The 17,248-nt window shown below is 45.2% G+C and carries 15 protein-coding genes; 12 read left to right on the forward strand and 3 right to left on the reverse strand.

The window, feature by feature from the left end; all coding sequences use genetic code 11:
* Positions 1-163: 163 nt before the first annotated feature.
* A complete protein-coding gene (gene sppA, locus Q7P68_RS00660) occupies positions 164-2,740 on the forward strand; it encodes a signal peptide peptidase SppA (RefSeq protein WP_304221517.1) in 2,577 nt (858 codons plus the stop codon).
* Here the strand turns inward: sppA and Q7P68_RS00665 are convergent.
* From Q7P68_RS00665 to Q7P68_RS00675, 3 genes are read right to left on the reverse strand one after another with little or no spacing between them, the layout of a single operon-like run.
* A complete protein-coding gene (locus Q7P68_RS00665) occupies positions 2,704-3,642 on the reverse strand; it encodes a polymerase (RefSeq protein ID WP_304221519.1) in 939 nt (312 codons plus the stop codon). The genes sppA and Q7P68_RS00665 overlap by 37 nt on opposite strands.
* Positions 3,639-5,057, reverse strand: coding sequence for a LysM peptidoglycan-binding domain-containing protein (locus Q7P68_RS00670; RefSeq protein ID WP_304221521.1), 1,419 nt, complete (start codon positions 5,055-5,057; stop codon positions 3,639-3,641). The genes Q7P68_RS00665 and Q7P68_RS00670 overlap by 4 nt, the downstream gene beginning before the upstream one ends.
* Entirely contained in the window at positions 5,057-6,079 is a 1,023-nt protein-coding gene (locus Q7P68_RS00675) for a tetratricopeptide repeat protein (RefSeq protein ID WP_304221524.1), read from the reverse strand. Before Q7P68_RS00675 ends, Q7P68_RS00670 begins: the two co-directional genes overlap by 1 nt.
* A gap of 129 nt (positions 6,080-6,208) precedes the next feature.
* Between Q7P68_RS00675 and Q7P68_RS00680 the strand changes: the two genes are divergently transcribed.
* The 11 genes from Q7P68_RS00680 (at position 6,209) to Q7P68_RS00730 (ending at position 17,247) form a co-directional block, all read left to right on the forward strand.
* Complete coding sequence (locus Q7P68_RS00680; protein ID WP_304221527.1) at positions 6,209-6,760, forward strand: hypothetical protein; 552 nt, start codon at positions 6,209-6,211, stop codon at positions 6,758-6,760.
* Positions 6,761-6,763: 3 nt separating this feature from the next.
* Entirely contained in the window at positions 6,764-8,470 is a 1,707-nt protein-coding gene (locus tag Q7P68_RS00685; RefSeq protein WP_304221530.1) for a tetratricopeptide repeat protein, read from the forward strand.
* A gap of 102 nt (positions 8,471-8,572) precedes the next feature.
* On the forward strand, positions 8,573-9,148 hold the full coding sequence (gene rbr, locus Q7P68_RS00690) for a rubrerythrin (protein ID WP_304221533.1): 576 nt from the start codon (positions 8,573-8,575) through the stop codon (positions 9,146-9,148).
* An 8-nt stretch (positions 9,149-9,156) separates the two neighbouring features.
* Positions 9,157-9,534: a desulfoferrodoxin gene (locus Q7P68_RS00695; protein WP_304221537.1), complete on the forward strand. Its 378-nt coding sequence runs from the start codon at positions 9,157-9,159 to the stop codon at positions 9,532-9,534.
* Positions 9,535-9,548: 14 nt separating this feature from the next.
* Complete coding sequence (gene rd, locus Q7P68_RS00700; protein ID WP_013969264.1) at positions 9,549-9,710, forward strand: rubredoxin; 162 nt, start codon at positions 9,549-9,551, stop codon at positions 9,708-9,710.
* A gap of 100 nt (positions 9,711-9,810) precedes the next feature.
* Positions 9,811-10,101, forward strand: coding sequence for a hypothetical protein (locus tag Q7P68_RS00705; protein ID WP_304221546.1), 291 nt, complete (start codon positions 9,811-9,813; stop codon positions 10,099-10,101).
* 79 nt (positions 10,102-10,180) lie between these two features.
* A complete protein-coding gene (gene yajC, locus Q7P68_RS00710) occupies positions 10,181-10,555 on the forward strand; it encodes a preprotein translocase subunit YajC (protein ID WP_304221548.1) in 375 nt (124 codons plus the stop codon).
* A 32-nt stretch (positions 10,556-10,587) separates the two neighbouring features.
* The gene (secD, locus tag Q7P68_RS00715) at positions 10,588-12,309 is read left to right on the forward strand and encodes a protein translocase subunit SecD (protein WP_304221551.1); all 1,722 of its coding nucleotides are present in this window, start codon (positions 10,588-10,590) and stop codon (positions 12,307-12,309) included.
* Positions 12,310-13,545: a protein translocase subunit SecF gene (gene secF / locus Q7P68_RS00720; protein ID WP_304221553.1), complete on the forward strand. Its 1,236-nt coding sequence runs from the start codon at positions 12,310-12,312 to the stop codon at positions 13,543-13,545.
* A gap of 81 nt (positions 13,546-13,626) precedes the next feature.
* Positions 13,627-14,493 carry a 4-hydroxy-3-methylbut-2-enyl diphosphate reductase gene (gene ispH / locus Q7P68_RS00725; RefSeq protein WP_304221556.1) on the forward strand — a complete coding sequence of 289 codons (867 nt, stop codon included), beginning with the start codon at positions 13,627-13,629 and terminating at the stop codon, positions 14,491-14,493.
* 93 nt (positions 14,494-14,586) lie between these two features.
* Positions 14,587-17,247: a valine--tRNA ligase gene (locus Q7P68_RS00730; protein WP_304221559.1), complete on the forward strand. Its 2,661-nt coding sequence runs from the start codon at positions 14,587-14,589 to the stop codon at positions 17,245-17,247.
* Position 17,248: the final 1 nt, after the last annotated feature.

The raw sequence follows: 17,248 nt of genomic DNA on the forward strand, positions 1-17,248 counted from the left end.
AAGCCTGACGGTTGTATTGCAAGGCAATAAAAGCTGCAGAAAGCGTGAAGCTTTTTGCAGCTTTTTTTATCGAACAGGGACTGAAATATAAAGTCCTTTCTGCTACACTTCCTCTTATAGCAGCTTGCTGAAATGTTCTTAATAGATAGGAGCTTGTATGCACATGCCAAAAAAGTTTGTCTTAGTTCTTGTCGGTTTGCTTACTCTGATTCAGGGAAGCATATGGGCATCTGATAATTTTATTGAACCCTGGCAAGTATCATCTCTCTTTGGGACCACAGGCAGTGTTCAGACAGATGCGGTTGGAAGTTTTATAAACCCCGCCTTGGGCGCGACCATGCCTTTTATGAGTACTCAGATGGATACATGGGTATTTGCCGATCCGCGGAACCTGCAATCAAAAAGCCAGTGGGCTTATTTTTATGCGGATCCTTATATGCTTATGGGGCTCTATTCAACAAACCTGCCAGATAATACAAATCAAATAGATGTCCATTTAGGTTTTTCTGGCGGGAATCGAAGTGTTGCCTTTGGTATCGCCAACATTAGTGTTTTTAACCAGCAGCATTCGGTCAATGATTATTTCCATGCACTGCAGGCCGGACTCCTTGTACGACCCATACAGCAGCTTTCGTTAGGGGCTACCTTTACTCAGAACTACATAAATAGTGAAAAATGGAATCTCTATGTTGATGGAGGTTTACGCCCCTTTGGTTCAAATCTGCTCACCCTCTTTGGTGCCTGGTCAGCTTCAGATACATTTACGGACCCGAATACCCAACGGTGGCAAGCCGGTGTAAGTGTTGCACCCGTTAAGGGTTTTGAACTATACGGCAAATACAACAGCGCAGGTTCACTAACCTTAGGGTTTGCCTTTCGCTATGGCATGCTTGGTCTAAGTTCTTCCCTATACTCAGATAAACAAGATTTCAGCGGGTCTCTTACCGCCGGAGCGGGCCTTTCCTTTGTGATGAACAAGGACGGCTTTGCAATGAAAAGTTCTTCTGCTGCGAAATCGTACCTAGAGCTTTCATTAGGAAACCTATCTGCTGCGCCGTCCTTCTTTAACAGCTCTGCATCTCTATTTACTGTTTTAGAAACCATTCATTCGGCAAAAAAAGATCCTGCTATAGAAGGACTCATCCTCAATACCACTTCTTTAGTTGCTTCTCGCAGTGATCTTTGGGAACTGCGAAGCTCCTTAGAGGATTTTAAGAAATCCGGGAAAAAAGTAATTGCCTTTATACAGGATCCTACGTTTGATATATACGCCCTTGCGTCCGTGGCAGACCGCATAGTTATGGATAGCCAGGGAGTCCTTTCTTTCGATGGCTATGTTGCTGGCCGCGGGTATTATAAACATACACTGGAAAAGCTTGGAATAGGATTCCGGGAACTCAAATATTTTACATATAAATCTGCCGCAGAGTCCTATAGCAGGGATAGTTTCTCTGAAGCGGACAAGGAACAATACGAAGCATATTTAGACAGCATTTTTAACGCTACGAAACAGTTAATTCTGACGGGCCGAGGCCTGTCGTCTGAACAGTTTGCAATTCTCTTAGAGGACAATTTCCTCCTTAGTGCTAAGGAAGCAAAAACTGCCGCTTTGGTAGATACTATGGGCAGGGAAGATGCCATCCGGATGATTATTCGGGAATTGTCGGGCAAAGATTACCCAGTTCAGGTATTTGGCAATGGTTCCCTAAGCCTCTTCCAAAAGGGCAGCATGCCCATGATGTCCCTTATGTCGACCTATAGGATGACGTCGCAACAGCAAGATATCTGGGGTGAACCACCGCACATTGCGATTGTCTATGCCAATGGGGAGACCGCACTGCAAGGTGGTATGAATGCCCGAACATTGGCTAAAATTATTGATGACCTCGCTCAAGATAATAATGTAAAGGCCATTGTGCTGAGGGTTGATTCTCCTGGGGGGGATGCTATTGCTGCAGACTATGTGGCGGAGGCGGTCAAAAAAGCGACAGAACAAAAGCCTGTTTATGTTTCTATGGGTTCTGTTGCCGGATCCGGCGGTTATTGGGTTTCCATGTATGGCACAAACCTGTATGCCACACCCTATACGATAACCGGTTCCATTGGCGTTATTGCTTCCTGGTTCTACGATGCGGGTCTTAACAATAAACTGGGGTTCTCGATAGACCTTCTGAAACGAGGCAGCCATGCAGACCTCCAGGCTGGAATTATATTACCCTACCGGGATCTAAATGATGCGGAGGTGAAAGAATACCGCCAGTGGATACTGGAACTTTATGATGATTTTGTTGCAAAAGTGGCTGCTGGGCGAAATATGGATGAGAATAAGGTTAAAGAACTCGCCGAGGGACGTATCTATTCAGGTACCGATGCGGTACAAAATGGTCTTATTGATGACATCGGCGGTCTTCAATATACCCTTGCGGCATTGAAAGAGTCCTTAAACCTATCCGAGGATGTAGAGGTTGTAATTGATGAATATCCCGATCCTGATCCTTTCACTGCTTTCATGGAGGCGCTTGGTCAAACATCGCTGCCCAAAGGAAACATGGCAAAGCTTGCAGCTATTTTGATCCAAGGTGTTTCTCGTCCGAACCTGAGCCCCCTTGCAGTAGGTACTGGATTCTTTGAAACAGTGGAACCGAGGATAATCCAGAATGGTCAAGTACAGGCGCTTATACCCCTGGATATGATTGAACTATATCAAGGTAAAGAATCTTTCGGAACGGTAAAATTCTGAACTAACAGGCTTTTATCAATTACTATAACAACCCTGCCTTCCTGTAGAAGGCGGCGGTTGTTTTCTGATGAAAGTAATGTTTGGGCATCTGCTTTGCTGATTACCGGATCGGTGGGCAGTTTGCCAAATACTTTATCTGCCAAAATTCGCAGGGGCCGGTCTCCAACGAGTTCATGCAATTCCTGCGCAAGCCCAGAAGGCGTGGGAAGAAGTACACGGTCGCTCGAGGTATACCGAACAATGCCTCGATTCTTGGCTATCTCGGGAAGAACCATGTTTCGTTCGAATATTAAATTCATGTCCGAGTCCCAGATTTTTGGAAACAAACAGGGATTTAGCCGTGCAGTGCTTTGTCTCCCATGGATGGGCAGCGGATCCTGAGCGAAAATGATTATACCCGTATAATCTTTCACCGCCTGAGGAATAAGGAGCCTTGGCAGCGTTGACGGTACCTGATGCCGAACAAGAAGGGAGGCCATGCCAGTTAGAGGAATTGAAATGGTTCTGTTCAAGCTGTTGCGACTTAAGTCTAAAACAGCAGTGGATTTATTCGCATTCTCCACCAATATATCAATATCGAGCATGGAGAGTTGGCCCTGTTGGATGGTGGTTTCAATAGTAGTACTGCTGTCTACCGGAACAGAAAAAAGAAAGGGCGCAACGATACGTGGAAATTCTATAGAGAGCAACTCTTCTCCATGGGCTCTGCCCGTAGGCAGGCGCAGGCCCGCGGATCCCATATCGAGTTTCACGGTAGAGACCAGCTCCATGGTATTCCATTGGATGAGCGGTTCTATGCTGAATTGAGGTCTTTCTGTCTGCGGCCAGACAAGATCAGTAAGGCTGATTAAAAGACACAGTATACCGATTTTCCCCACATAAATGGGTACCGATGCTTTCATTCTGTAGACCCCGTCTTCTTTATCGGCGTTTTTAGTTTAGAACCTTCGCGCAATATGGAAGAGAGGGTTAAGCCATTGACAGTAGCCAATACTTCAGGATCTACCTCATAGGCAAGGGCAATTGCCCAGAGTGTTTCGCCTTTTTGTACTATATGGGTCCCTTCAAATGCAATTGTTGTAGAAGGCTGTATGGGCCGTTCATAGGGCCCCACATTTTTAAGGGCCGGTATTTTAATTTTAGAGCCAAGCTGCAAGTAACGATCTTGGATACCCGGATTTGCCATTTTAATCTGTTCAACACTCACACCGTAATGACGAGAAAGAGCCGAAAGGGTGTCTCCTGAATGGATAGTGTGAAAATAATAAAGTACAAGCGGTTCATCTTTGTTTGCCAGAACCGTGAGTATCGATTCCTTGTGATCGGCAAAAACTTTCAGATTATATCTGGGATCCGAAGGCGTTATTCCGTAGATTAATTCAGGATTTAAAGATTTTAAAACCCCTGGAGGAATACCTGCTTTTTCTTCTATAAGTCTCAAGTCCGCCATTTTTCCGACCGGTATCAGTTCTATCGGTGGCAATTCAAGCCATTCAATTTCCAAACCATATTTCCCTGGATTCATGAGTATGGATGCAATGGCAAGAAATTTCGGTACATAGTGAACGGTTTCTTGTTTTAGATGTTTTTTTTCACCCAGTGTCCAGTAGTCCTTTGTTCCCGCCTTTTGAATTGCCCGCTGCACCGCTCCAAGACCAGCATTGTAGGCAGCCAGTGCAAGAGGCCAGTCCTGTAAATAGGTGTAGTTATCTTTAAGCTTTTTTAGAGCTCCCTTGGTGGACTTAATAAAATCTCTCCGGTCGTCTCTCCAGTCGTCGATTGTCATCCCATATCCATGAATGCTGTTCTTCATAAACTGCCATAGCCCGACAGCGCCGGAGCGGCTTATGGCGGTGGGCAGAAAAGCGCTTTCAATAACCGGCAAATAGGCAAGCTCCAGAGGAAGCCCCATATCCTCTACTTCTTTTATAATGTAGGGCAAATAGAGTTTCCCCCGGCCTGTCACTGTTTTAAGCCAGGCTAATCCTGCAGGGCTGGAGTATTGTTTTATATACTGCTGTGTCAGAGGCTGCTCAAGACCAGGGATAGAAATATCCAAACTCTGAGTCCCATGCCAGCTTAGGGCTGTACCATTAACAGATAAAGGTTTTGAGCTGTTTGGATTTTTATCTATACCCATGAGCATACGGAGCGCCGAACCATTTTGACGGCTTACATCCAAGGGAACAAGGCTCTCTTGTCCTGAGCTGTTTTTAGAAACAGGCAAGTTTTCGGCAGCTTGAAGATGCAGATTAATAGGACAAATAGAAAATATGATAAAAACTCTGATCAGTGGTTTCATTGAATAATAAATCATCAGAATTTTTCTCCGTAATATACACCGGCCCATTCCCAGCGGCCGTGAATCTCCGGATCTGCGGGAAAGTAGATTTTTCTGAAATACAAATACCAGGTTGTAATACGTTGAGTCCATCCCCATGTTTTAAGATATGCTTCATTCGCGTTCGAACTAGCATCTACAGTATCGGCATATCGTATACGGTTGCCGGCCATGAAATCCGAAAGGTTAAACTCATCCATACCGACCGGCTGGTTCGCATCCTGACCCCAGGAAACTGCAAAAAAATTAACCTTGGCACGGAGCCGCCGTAATTCACGGCTGTTGCCCGCATCGAGGGCTTTTTTTACCGCAGCAACGAGACTGTCCAGCGATTCAAAAGTCCAGTCCTTCGGAGAGTTATAATAGTCTACCAATTTCATTGCATAGCCAAGAGCATCTGGAAAACCCGGAATAGAGGCACTGTAATAAGGCAGGAATTTTGAATAGGTCTGGATAGCCATGTCCCATTCCCCGGTCTTTTCATAAGCCTGACCGAGCATAAAATGGGCATTCCCAAGGTCGATTTTTTCAGGAAAGCGGGCAATAAGTTCCTTATAATAGCGGATCTGATGTTCCGGTTTTTTTTCTAGTTGGATAAGCTGTTTCAGACATTGATAATGGATGGATTCACCCTTTACAAGCAAGTCCGGATAGCGTGTTACTATGCGGTTAAAATAAATGGCGGCCACAGGCCCCGCATCCTGCTTGAGGTAAGCATAGGCAACCATTAATAGCAGGTATGCGTTATAGGGGTCCTGCGGATGGGCTGTAATCCAGTCTGTTAAAAAGTTGGTTAGCTTTGCATATTCCTGCTGGCTCAAGAGTTCGTTGGCAATTTCTCTTACTATGGAAAACTGTTCTTCTCCGGGCTGTTTTTCTCGATTAAGCAGCCGGAACAGTTCCTTAAGGATTTCTTTTTTTTCTTTGCTGCCCGTTATATAATAGGAATCGTAGGTCCTTAACGCCCCTATTGGTAAAAACGAGGTCTCGCATGCCATAATTAGGAAAATGAAAATACCCAGACTTATTACCAAAAAATTCTTACGATTCATGGGTTTTTGATACTATCACAGGCAGTTCCCATTGGCAAGGTTAAAGCAGAATCATTATAATACCATACAATGAATATGAAACCAATGCAAAACATCGCCAGCCGTTTGTCATTTTTCATCGGCTTCTCTCTTATGATCCTTGGATCGGTCCTTTTTATAGCCAGTCTTTCCGGAATTGCAAAGGTTGCAACCATTCCGGCAAGCCTTTTTTTACTTATCGGTGTTTTATTTGCCCTTTTTGCGTTTAAACTGGTTCATCGGCTGCAATATATGTTTCTCGCCGCCTTCTTTATTCAGCTTGGCCTATTCCTCTTGTTGATCATTCTTCATACCATACCATATCCCTTCTCCAAAGTATGGCCAGCTATTTCAATATTTGCAGGGACCGCATTAATTCCCGCTGCCCGGTTTCGTTCCAATACCAGCTTAGTCCGTTTTATTGTTCCAGCCATCGCTTTTGTGGTATTAGGGGTGGTTCTGCTAATATTTTCCCTCGATCTAGTTACCTTTTCTTTTAAAAGATTTATTCTTACCGCCTGGCCTCTGCTCCTTTTATTTGCCGGTATTTTTCTATTATTGCTCTCTCTGTATCCAAAACAGGATGAAAAGGACAGCCAAAACCAATAAATCATGAATTGTTGGAATCGTCTGTGGGGCGTATACCAATTTTTTTGGATTCCCGTGTTGCTTGGTGTGCTGCTGTCCTGTGCCAGCACTAACCGGATTACTGAAACGCCTATTGATCGGGGAATAGCATCTGGTGAACCTAAAAATGCCAGCCTAGCAGACGAAATTCGTGCTTTAATTGAAACGGGTACTCCGCCATCTTTGCTGCGGGCTCTTGATTTGCTGAGAAATCGAGATGTAGCGGATACTGAGCTAGGCAGGACCCTTTCAGCAATAGCGGTGAGCCTTTTCAAATCCGTGTATCCCGCTCTGGTTGCGGAAATGCCGCAAACCGATATTCCTGTTTCGAGTCCCTATGCCAAAATTCTCAAGGATGCAGAAAAAGGCATTTATACGCCAGCGCCATCCAGTTCTCAAGACTTTTTTGAAATGCTGCTCCCCTTTATTGCACTGCTCAATGAACGGCGGAGCGAACGGCTGGCTGTTGCCAGTCCTGATATAGACCGGGCTATGGCTCTGAATGGAAAGTCTGTACTGCCCTATTATTTCAAAGGGATTATACTGGAACGAACTGGTCAGAAAGATCAAGCCTTGGCTTTATATGTGAATGCCTATCAACTTTCTATAGAATGTTATCCCGCTGGTCTCGCCATAGCGCGCATTTATGCATCTACGGGTAAACAGGATAGTGCGGTTTCGTTGCTAACTGATCTTATTTCCAGATACCCCGAAAACTGGAGTATAAAAAGAGAATTAGCTGTTTTATATTACCAAACAGGAAATTGGTCCAGGGCAGAACCGGCCCTCGCAGAACTGCTGCAAAGGGATCCAAAGGATAGAGAATTACTTCTCATGCGGATAAGTGTTCTTGTAGAACAGGGCAAATATATACAGGCTGCCCCCTTACTCGATGCCTATGGCTCATTAGATAATACCAACACAACCTATTTATATCTGCGGGCTCGTCTGCAGGCTGAAGGATATCGGAACCGCGATGCAGCGCTTACATTCCTTCGCTCCATTTTACGCATCAATCCTTCCGACCCTCTTGCGAATACCTATATGGCAAAGCTGCTCATTGAATCTGATCGAGAATCGGATCGTCAGGAAGGGGAGGCTATGCTCGACATGATGCTCAAAGATGCCAATTCCCCAAACAATGTGCTTGAATTAGCCGTATTGGTGTCGATGAGGAGGCAGAACTGGTTTCAAGCCCAGCAGTACAACAGCAAACTTTTGGAGAGCCGCAGATCTGGAACAGATCTGTCCAACGAAGTGCTTATTCAGCAGGGATTAAAAAAGTTCGATCAGGCTCTCCTTTTTGCTAAAGAACTTTACGAAAAAGATCCGCTTAATGAGCAAAATGCCTATATGTATGCACTCTCCCTCGTTAGTGCAGATAAAAGAGAAGAAGCCAGGCTGATTATTGATGCAAAATTAAGCACGGTAACTCAAGCTACCCTAAAAAGTAAATATTTTTATCTAAGAAGCCGCATGAGGACCGATGAAGAGACCGTATTGAACGATCTCCGTTCAAGCCTTTTTGAAGACCCAAGAAATCTCGATGCACTTATCGCAATGCTTGAAATTTACCATCGCAGAAAGGATGAACGACGGGCCGTTTATTATTTAAAACAAGCGCTTTCTCTGTCTCCTGATAACCCTATACTGCAGCCATACAAAAAAGAATACGCAAATCAATTAAATTAATAATAATTCCTAAAAATATTGCTAAAAAGACTTGCAATTATTTAATTTTGCTATCAGAATACATAGTACCTTCTCATAAAAAACAAATACAAGGAGAGTGCTATGGCAAGCCTGAAAGGAACACGGACGGAAAAAAACCTGCTTACCGCCTTCGCCGGCGAATCGCAGGCAAGAAACCGGTATACCTACTTTGCCAGCAAGGCAAAAGAAGAGGGATATGTACAAATTTCGCTTGTTTTCAGTGAGACTGCGGATCAAGAAAAGGAACACGCAAAGCGGTTGTTTAAATTTCTTGAAGGCGGCGAAGTGAAAATAGAAGCCTCTTTTCCTGCAGGTGTAATCGGAAGCACCGCAGAAAACCTCCTAGAAGCCGCTGGGGGTGAAAACTATGAATGGCAGACCATGTATCCTGAATTTGCTAAAGTGGCGCGGGAAGAAGGTTTTTCTGCTATCGCTACAGTATTCGAAGCCATAGCGGTCGCCGAAAAGCAGCACGCAAAACGCTATGAAAAGCTCAAGGCAAATATTGATGCAGGCCAGGTATTTAAAAAGGACAAACCGGTAGTCTGGCGCTGCCTGAATTGCGGCTATCTCTATGAAGGAACCGAAGCTCCTAAAGCTTGTCCTGCCTGTGCACATCCCCAGGCATATTTTGAACTACTTGGTGAAAACTACTAAAGGAGCACATGATGACCCAGGTTTCTCAAATTTACAAGTGTGAGCTCTGCGGAAATATCGTGGAAGTAATTCATGCAGGAGCTGGTGAATTAGTCTGCTGCGGTCAGCCTATGAAGCTTCTCACGGAAAACACTACCGACGCAGCCAAAGAAAAGCACGTTCCAGTTATTGAAAAAACTGCTACGGGCTATAAAGTATCCGTAGGTTCTGTCATGCATCCGATGGAAGAAAAGCATTATATCGAATGGATTGAATTGATTGCCGATGGAGTTTCTCACCGAAAGTTCTTGAAACCCGGTGACACCCCGGTGGCTGAATTTGCGGTATCCGCAAAAACAGTTTCTGCTCGGGAATATTGCAATTTACACGGCCTGTGGAAGGCTTAAGAAGGAGTACAGCTATGAAGAAGTATGTATGTGATGTCTGCGGATATATTTATGATCCCGCGGAAGGCGATAAGGATGGGGGAATTCAGCCCGGGACTCCCTTTGAATCTCTGCCCGCCGATTGGGTATGCCCCATGTGTGGTGCGTCCAAGGATGACTTTTCACCGGTAGACTGAAACATCCTTTATTGACAAATATATAATCTCAATCTAGGCTGGAGACTGCGGAATGACCTATGGTTGTTTCGCAGTCTTTATTTTTAGGATAGGAGAGAATATGCTGTCCCGAGAAGACTTTATTTTTACTATTGGTTATGATGGGCCTGCAGCAATAGTCGACGGGCAGGCTAAACGAAAATTTGCCTCTTTAAGCACCAAGGAGTTAGCGGAAAAGGGTCTTTTTAGAGCCGCTTATAGCTCCGCCATCTATTCTAAGGATCCTGCAGAACTGGATCTCGTGATTGCTACATACAATGCAGCTGCCCATACTAACTATGACCGTAGTTTTCCCTTTGATAGGCTTTTTGGTGTTTTTCCAGTGGAAGTAAACAAGGTCGTTGTACTTTAATATTGTACGTCTTGTGCCTTGACCGAGGCAATTCCCTATGGTATTTTACGGAGAAGTCTCTCAATAAGGAAGTAATTCTATGAATACATTTGTTTTCCCGCTCCTGATGGGAGCCCCCGACCAAGCAGCTGGTGCTGGTACCACCGCGTCCCTTATATCAACCTTTGTACCCTTTGGACTGGTGATCCTTATTTTTTATTTTCTGATCATCCGTCCCCAGAACAAAAAGCAGAAAGAAACCGAAAAAATGCTTGCCTCCCTTAAAAAAGGTGACAAGATTGTGACCATCGGCGGTATTCACGGTGTTATTCAATCCGTTAAGGAAGGAACCGTGGTTGTAAAGGTTGATGATTCAACAAAGATCGAATTCAGCAGAAGCGCTATTGCTTCCGTTGTAGAGAGTGCCAAAACAGATAAGGCAGCAACAGAAGCGGTTGCAGAAGAAACTAAATAATTTTAACTCTAACAGAACATTGGAGCAACGGCATGAGTAAACGGTATCGGTTCTTCATCATCCTTGCCACGGTCGCGATTGCATTTGCATTCCTTTACCCGACCCTGCGCTGGTATTTTATGGTACCCAAAGAGGATCAGACCCTCGCCTTGGGTTCCCGTGAACAGATTAAGTCCTATGCGAACAGAAAAGCACAGGCAGATATAAAGGAATTAAAGGAATTAGCCAAAACAGGAGGAGCAGTTCCTGAACGGCTTGGGTTCCTCATAAAGACTGCAAAGGAAAACTACAGGCTTGCAAAGCTTCCTGTTCCCAGCAAGTGGGATGCAAAGGCTGTTTTGGCGGCTTTTGCGGGAGAAAAAGAAGCTCTTGATGCAATTGAATCCAGATACCGGGATGAAATCCTTGCTCTTAAAGACCTGCACCAAAGTGCGGTACAGCTCGGTCTGGATTTGTCCGGCGGTATGAGTGTGGTTATTCAGGCAAACCTGGATTCCCTTAAGGAACGCCTTGGCCGGGACCTGACAGATGCTGACAAAGAAGATGCTCTGAACCGTGCTCTCGAAGTATTAAACAGCCGTATTGATAAATTCGGCCTTACCGAGCCGGTTATACGGCGTCAGGGGAATGACCAAATTTATGTTGAAATTCCTGGCGCTGCAGACCCCGAGCGAATCAACTCAATTATTATGGGTAAGGGCCGCTTAGCTTTCCATATCGTGGATGATGAGGCTACTACCGCGTTCCGGACATATTATCGCGAGCATCCCAGCAACACCTTTGATGGAGAAGGGAACCTGCTTAATCCGGCGGTTATACCCGCGGACACCGTGGTACGCGGCTACTATAACAAGGATAAGTACGGTCTTGATACGTTTGTAGATTATATTGTCATTAAGAAAGATGTGGGACTGGATGGAAACCACATTAAGAACGCCTTGGTAGATAAGGACCAGATTACCGGGAGACCTGAAGTTACCTTCCTGCTCGATACTGAAGGGGGAGATATTTTCTATAAACTTACTTCCGCTAACGTAGGGAAATCCCTCGCTATCGTTCTCGATGACAAGGTAAAAAGTTACGCCAGAATTCAGGAACCAATCCGTGACTCGGTACGGCTGACAGGTTTTGGAACCGACGAAGCTAACAATATTGCCCTTATTCTGCGTACCGCTGCGCTGCCGGTTGATCTGGAAGTTGTAAATCAGCAGGCAATCGGAGCTTCTCTTGGAGAAGATACTATACGACAAGGTCTTAATGCTCTTCTTGGTGGTATCGCCGCGGTTATGATTTTCATGCTCCTTTACTACAAAGGCGCAGGGGTCAATGCCATGATTGCCCAGACCCTGAACCTGTTCTTGATGTTCAGTGTCCTTTCTGCATTTAACCTTACTTTGACATTACCGAGTATTGCGGGCTTTATTCTAACCATCGGTATGGCAGTCGACGCCAACGTTATTGTCTTTGAACGTATAAAAGAAGAATTGAGACTTGGAAAGGGTAGAAAGGCAGCGGTCGATGCAGGCTTTGACAAGGCTTTCTGGGCTATTATGGACTCTAATATTACAACCTTTATTGCTGCTTTGTTCCTCTCTCAACTTGGAACTGGACCCATACAGGGCTTTGCAGTCAGCTTAGCAATCGGTGTTATTTCGTCAGTATTTACAGCCCTCTTTGTCTCACGGCTTATCTTTGATTTTGGTACCGATGTCCTGAAACAAAAATCGGTCTCCATCAGCTGGAGGATTAAATAAATGAAAAGCATTATTCAGTTTTCAAAGGTGTTTCTCCCCGCTGTTATCATTTCCCTCGTGCTGATTGTTTCGGGAATCGTAGGGTATGTTGTATATGGCGGTTTTAATCTTGGTGTCGATTTTCAGGCTGGCTTGATCCAGGAAATACAATTTGCGCCCACCGCATTGCAATTAACCTATACCGGCAAGGGAATTGCGGGGATTTCCATGGATAAAAATAAGCTGGAAATCGTTATTTCTGGCTCGGATGTAGAAAAAAAGACCTACTCCTTTCCGTACGCTACATATCAAAATCTTGGAGCGATGGTTGACGCTATGGCCAGTATAGAAGGCCTATCGGTCAAACTCTTAGTGAGCAGGGATGTCTCTTCTGCTGCCTTAGTGCAAAGCGCTCAGGGGAATCCTCGTCTTGGATCAGCCGCCTATGGTGTTCACTATTTAGATCCTCAATCTGGTGCTGTAAACATTGCTGATGTAAGAAAGGCCCTTACATCCCTTGGGTCCGTATCTGTACAAAATCTCGGACAGCCAAAGGACAGAAAATTCCTTATCCGTATTGAAGATAAGGGCAAGGAAGCTGACTTTGCAAAACTTACTGCAGAACGGATAAACACTGCGTTGCAGAATGCCTTTGGCGAAGGCCAGATCGCTATCTCCAGAACTGACTATGTGGGTGCCCGTTTTTCAAAGCATCTGACTGAACAGGCAGGTATGCTCTTGGTTTTAACTCTACTGCTCATTTTGGTCTATGTCTCATTCAGATTTAAATTTCACTATGCCGCCGGTGCAGTGCTTGCAATACTTCATGACGGCCTTATTATGGTAGCCTTTATTGTATGGCTCAGGATGGAATTTAACACCACTACTATTGCTGCCATTTTAACTATTCTCGGTTATTCTATTAACGATACGATCGTCATATTTGACCGAATCCGGGAAACCCTTAAATTGTATCCTAACAGCAGTTTTGAAGAAAACTTAAACAGAGCGATTACTGAAACGCTTGCGCGAACATTTATAACTACCATTACAACCATGTTTGCTGTGTTTGCTCTGTTCTTCTTTACCACTGGAACAATGAAAGACTTTTCTCTTGCACTGCTCATCGGTATGACAAGCGGTGTATATTCTACAATTTTTATTGCATCCGCTTTTGTGCTGTTCTGGGAGAAAAAAGTACAAAAGAATGCTGTCAAAGCTGCAGATGCGGCAAGCACGGGTCTAAAAAAGGCATAGTTTTTAATACTGTTAGACCTGGTAGGGTTGCCTGAAAAGTTAAATAACTTTTTAGGCAACCTCTTTTTTTAGGAAAGCATGATGAAACTGATACGAGCTTCCGTTTGTGGTTATTGTATGGGGGTTGAACGGGCAATAAAAAAAACGTTTCAGGAAGCTGTTTCTCATCCTGAAAAGAAAATAGTAACTCTTGGGCCCCTTATTCATAATCCAAATACACTAGCCAAGCTTGAACAAAGGGGTGTCTATTCTATTGAGACTCCCAATGAAATTGCTGATCCTCACAATACAATTGTTATCATTAGAGCACATGGTGTTCCCCCAAAGTTAGAAAAAGAGATTTTGCAAACCGGTGCTTCAATCGTAGATGCGACCTGCCCAAAAGTGCATATGAGTCAAAAAATGGCCCAGGACTATGAGAAAGCAGGTTATCGAATAATCATAGCAGGCGAAAAAAATCATAGTGAAATTATTGGTATCTTAGGGTATGCTACCTCGGCTATGGTTGTTCTCGATATCGATGAAGCCTTAGAAATTGCGCATCGTATAAAAGAAACCGATGGCAGCCCTACGAAGGTTGTACTTCTCGCACAAACTACCTATTCAGAGTCAAAATTTGCCGAGATGGTTTCGGCTCTTAAGGAGATTTTGCCGAATCTTGAGGTAGCACACACTATTTGCAAAGCCACAAGGGAACGGCAGGAATCTTTGTATAATCTCTGTAAATTAGTAGACGCTGTTTTGGTAATCGGCGGTAAAAAATCAGCCAATACCCAGCGGCTCAAAGCCATTGCAGAAGAGCAGGGACTCCCTGTTTGGCTTATAGAAGATGAACGGGATCTGCCCGAAGCAATATACCAATTTGATACGGTTGGCTTAACCGCTGGAGCTTCTACCCCAAAAGAACTCATAGACCGAATTGAATCGATTCTCAGCAATTCTCAATAAAACATACAGTGATGTTGCATAGATCCTGCTCTTTCATTACTATAGGGTGTGGTTTTAACTACAACATAATGCATTGCACGCAAGGAGTAGGCCATGGAAGCCGTTGAAATGGATAAAGCCTATGATCCAAAAAGTTTCGAGGACCGTATTTACGATCAATGGAAAACATCTAGTAGTTTTCAGCCCAAACCGGTAAAGGGAAAAAGACCCTTTGTCGTAGTAATACCACCCCCCAATGTCACCGGTGTCCTCCACATGGGCCATGGTCTTAATAATTCGTTGCAGGATATCATTGTGCGTTTTCATCGCATGCGAGGGGAGCCAACCCTCTGGGTGCCCGGTACTGATCATGCGGGAATTGCAACGCAGAATGTGGTAGAAAAGCGCTTAAAAAAGGAAGGTAAATCCCGGCATGATTTAGGTCGAGATGCCTTTGTTGCAGAAACCTGGAAGGTAAAGAAAGAACATCACGAAATCATTAGCCGCCAGCTCGCAAAGATAGGGGCCAGTGTGGACTGGTCCCGAGAACGCTTTACCCTCGACGAAGGCCTCTCTCAGGCTGTACGGGAAGTCTTCGTTACCCTCTATGAACGGGGCCTTTTGTATAAGGGAAACTATTTGGTTAACTGGTGCCCATCCTGCGGAACTGCCCTTTCTGATGACGAAGTTGAACATGAAGATGTAGAAGGCGCCCTCTATCATATACGCTACCCGGTTGCAGGGACAAATGGCTCTGAATATGTAGAACTCGCAACAACACGGCCCGAGACCTTACTGGGAGATACGGCTGTCGCGGTCCACCCTGAGGATGAGCGCTATCGGCACCTGGTGGGCAAAATGGTAGAGCTGCCTCTTACGGGACGCACAATTCCAGTTGTTGCCGATAGCTATGTAGATAAGGCCTTCGGTACGGGGGTAGTTAAAATTACACCCGCCCATGATCCCAATGACTGGGAAGTGGCCAAGCGGCACAACCTTCCGCTCATCAACATACTTACCCCTACTGGAAGACTTAACGATGCAGTCCCCGCTCGGTATCAGGGCAAGTCGGCTCAAGAAGCACGGGCGTTTGTTTTGGAGGATTTGAAAGCTGCGGGGCTCTTTGTGAAAGAAGAAAAAATAAGTCATGCGGTAGGTCATTGTTATCGCTGCCATACGGTCATAGAACCCTATCTTTCAGAACAGTGGTTTGTAAAAATGAAACCATTGGCGGACAAGGCTTTGGCGGCATGGAAACGGGGTGAGATTCAGTTTTTCCCCCAAAAATGGGAACATACCTATGAACATTGGCTCAGCAATATCCGGGACTGGTGTATCAGCCGACAGCTCTGGTGGGGCCACCGGATTCCAGCCTGGTACTGCAAGCATTGCGGAAAGACTGTTGTTGCCCGGGAAGAGCCCCTTGAATGTCCCTATTGCAAGTCCATCGAACTTGAACAGGATCCGGATGTGCTGGATACCTGGTTTTCGAGCTGGCTTTGGCCTTTCAGTACTCTGGGCTGGCCTAAGGATACGGCGGACCTGCGCAATTATTACCCCACCACAACATTAGTCACCGCCTACGATATTATCTTTTTCTGGGTTGCCCGTATGATTATGGCTGGCCTTGAATTTACCGGCCAGGTTCCGTTCCGGGATATTTATATTCACGGACTGGTCCGGGATAAGCAGGGCCGAAAAATGTCAAAAAGCCTCGGAAATGGGCTCGACCCTCTTGAATTGGTAGAAGAATATGGTGCTGACGCTCTTAAGTTTACCTTGGCCTTTAACTGCGCCCAGGGCCAGGATATTTTGATCGACAAGGAATCGTTTAAGCTGGGATCCAAGTTTGCGAACAAAGTCTGGAATGCAAGCCGTTATATTTTAATGAATCTAAATGGCCGCAACCTTATTGAAAAGCCCGAACTTACCAGCATAGACCGATGGATTTATGCCCGACTGAACAGGGCTGCAAAAGAACTTGCAGCGGCCTTTACCACCTACCGTTTTAACGATGCTGCCCAGGCTGCTTACGAATACTTCTGGAATGATTTTTGCGACTGGTATGTAGAAGCAACTAAAATCTCCATGAAACAGGGGGATGACAAAGAGAAGGATCGGGCCACTACGGTGCTTTTGGATGTATTGGCTGAATCACTGAGGCTCCTTCATCCCCTCCTTCCCTTTGTGACAGAAGAGATTTATAGCAAGCTTCCCAACGTTCAGGGGCTGCTAATTACCGCTCCCTATCCTGAATACACAGAAGCCAGACGTGCCGATGATATCGAAGCTCAATTTGCAAGCCTTCAGGATCTTATTCGACAGGTCCGGACCCTTCGCAGCGAATGTACGGTACCTCCGGAAAAAAACATCAAACTGCTTGTACGTTTCGATGCTGTATTCCCTTACCGAGACGCGTTCATTGAGATGCAAGCCCTGATAGCCCTCCTTGCACGGGCTGAGACCATTGAGTTTTGCGAACTTGGAAGCGCCGGCCAGAGCGCCAAACCGCAGGGGACGATCGGACTTGTCGGGAAGGGTTTTGAAATTTTTGTCTTTATTGCAGATGCGGTCGATCGGAGCCAGCTTTTGGCAAAATTTAGTAAGGATCTCGAAAAGGATCAGAAATTCCGTTCCGTACTAGAAGCAAAACTTGGCAATGAGAACTTTGTAAACAATGCTCCTGCGGAACTGGTGAACCAGGAACGGGCCAAACTGGTGGAAGTTCAGGAACGGATTGTAAAACTGGAAACCTATATGCGGGATTTGGCGTAGG

Origin of the sequence: Gracilinema caldarium, from assembly GCF_029265695.1 — a bacterium.
Taxonomy (GTDB): Bacteria; Spirochaetota; Spirochaetia; order Treponematales; family Breznakiellaceae; genus Gracilinema; species Gracilinema caldarium_A.

Excerpts from the sequence above, each read along its gene's own strand:
- sppA (WP_304221517.1), top strand. The coding sequence starts at position 164 with ATGCCAAAAAAGTTTGTCTTAGTTCTTGTCGGTTTGCTTACTCTGATT.
- Q7P68_RS00665 (WP_304221519.1), bottom strand. The coding sequence starts at position 3,642 with ATGAAAGCATCGGTACCCATTTATGTGGGGAAAATCGGTATACTGTGT.
- Q7P68_RS00670 (WP_304221521.1), bottom strand. The coding sequence starts at position 5,057 with ATGATTTATTATTCAATGAAACCACTGATCAGAGTTTTTATCATATTT.
- Q7P68_RS00675 (WP_304221524.1), bottom strand. The coding sequence starts at position 6,079 with ATGGCATGCGAGACCTCGTTTTTACCAATAGGGGCGTTAAGGACCTAC.
- Q7P68_RS00680 (WP_304221527.1), top strand. The coding sequence starts at position 6,209 with ATGAAACCAATGCAAAACATCGCCAGCCGTTTGTCATTTTTCATCGGC.
- Q7P68_RS00685 (WP_304221530.1), top strand. The coding sequence starts at position 6,764 with ATGAATTGTTGGAATCGTCTGTGGGGCGTATACCAATTTTTTTGGATT.
- rbr (WP_304221533.1), top strand. The coding sequence starts at position 8,573 with ATGGCAAGCCTGAAAGGAACACGGACGGAAAAAAACCTGCTTACCGCC.
- Q7P68_RS00695 (WP_304221537.1), top strand. The coding sequence starts at position 9,157 with ATGATGACCCAGGTTTCTCAAATTTACAAGTGTGAGCTCTGCGGAAAT.
- rd (WP_013969264.1), top strand. The coding sequence starts at position 9,549 with ATGAAGAAGTATGTATGTGATGTCTGCGGATATATTTATGATCCCGCG.
- Q7P68_RS00705 (WP_304221546.1), top strand. The coding sequence starts at position 9,811 with ATGCTGTCCCGAGAAGACTTTATTTTTACTATTGGTTATGATGGGCCT.
- yajC (WP_304221548.1), top strand. The coding sequence starts at position 10,181 with ATGAATACATTTGTTTTCCCGCTCCTGATGGGAGCCCCCGACCAAGCA.
- secD (WP_304221551.1), top strand. The coding sequence starts at position 10,588 with ATGAGTAAACGGTATCGGTTCTTCATCATCCTTGCCACGGTCGCGATT.
- secF (WP_304221553.1), top strand. The coding sequence starts at position 12,310 with ATGAAAAGCATTATTCAGTTTTCAAAGGTGTTTCTCCCCGCTGTTATC.
- ispH (WP_304221556.1), top strand. The coding sequence starts at position 13,627 with ATGAAACTGATACGAGCTTCCGTTTGTGGTTATTGTATGGGGGTTGAA.
- Q7P68_RS00730 (WP_304221559.1), top strand. The coding sequence starts at position 14,587 with ATGGAAGCCGTTGAAATGGATAAAGCCTATGATCCAAAAAGTTTCGAG.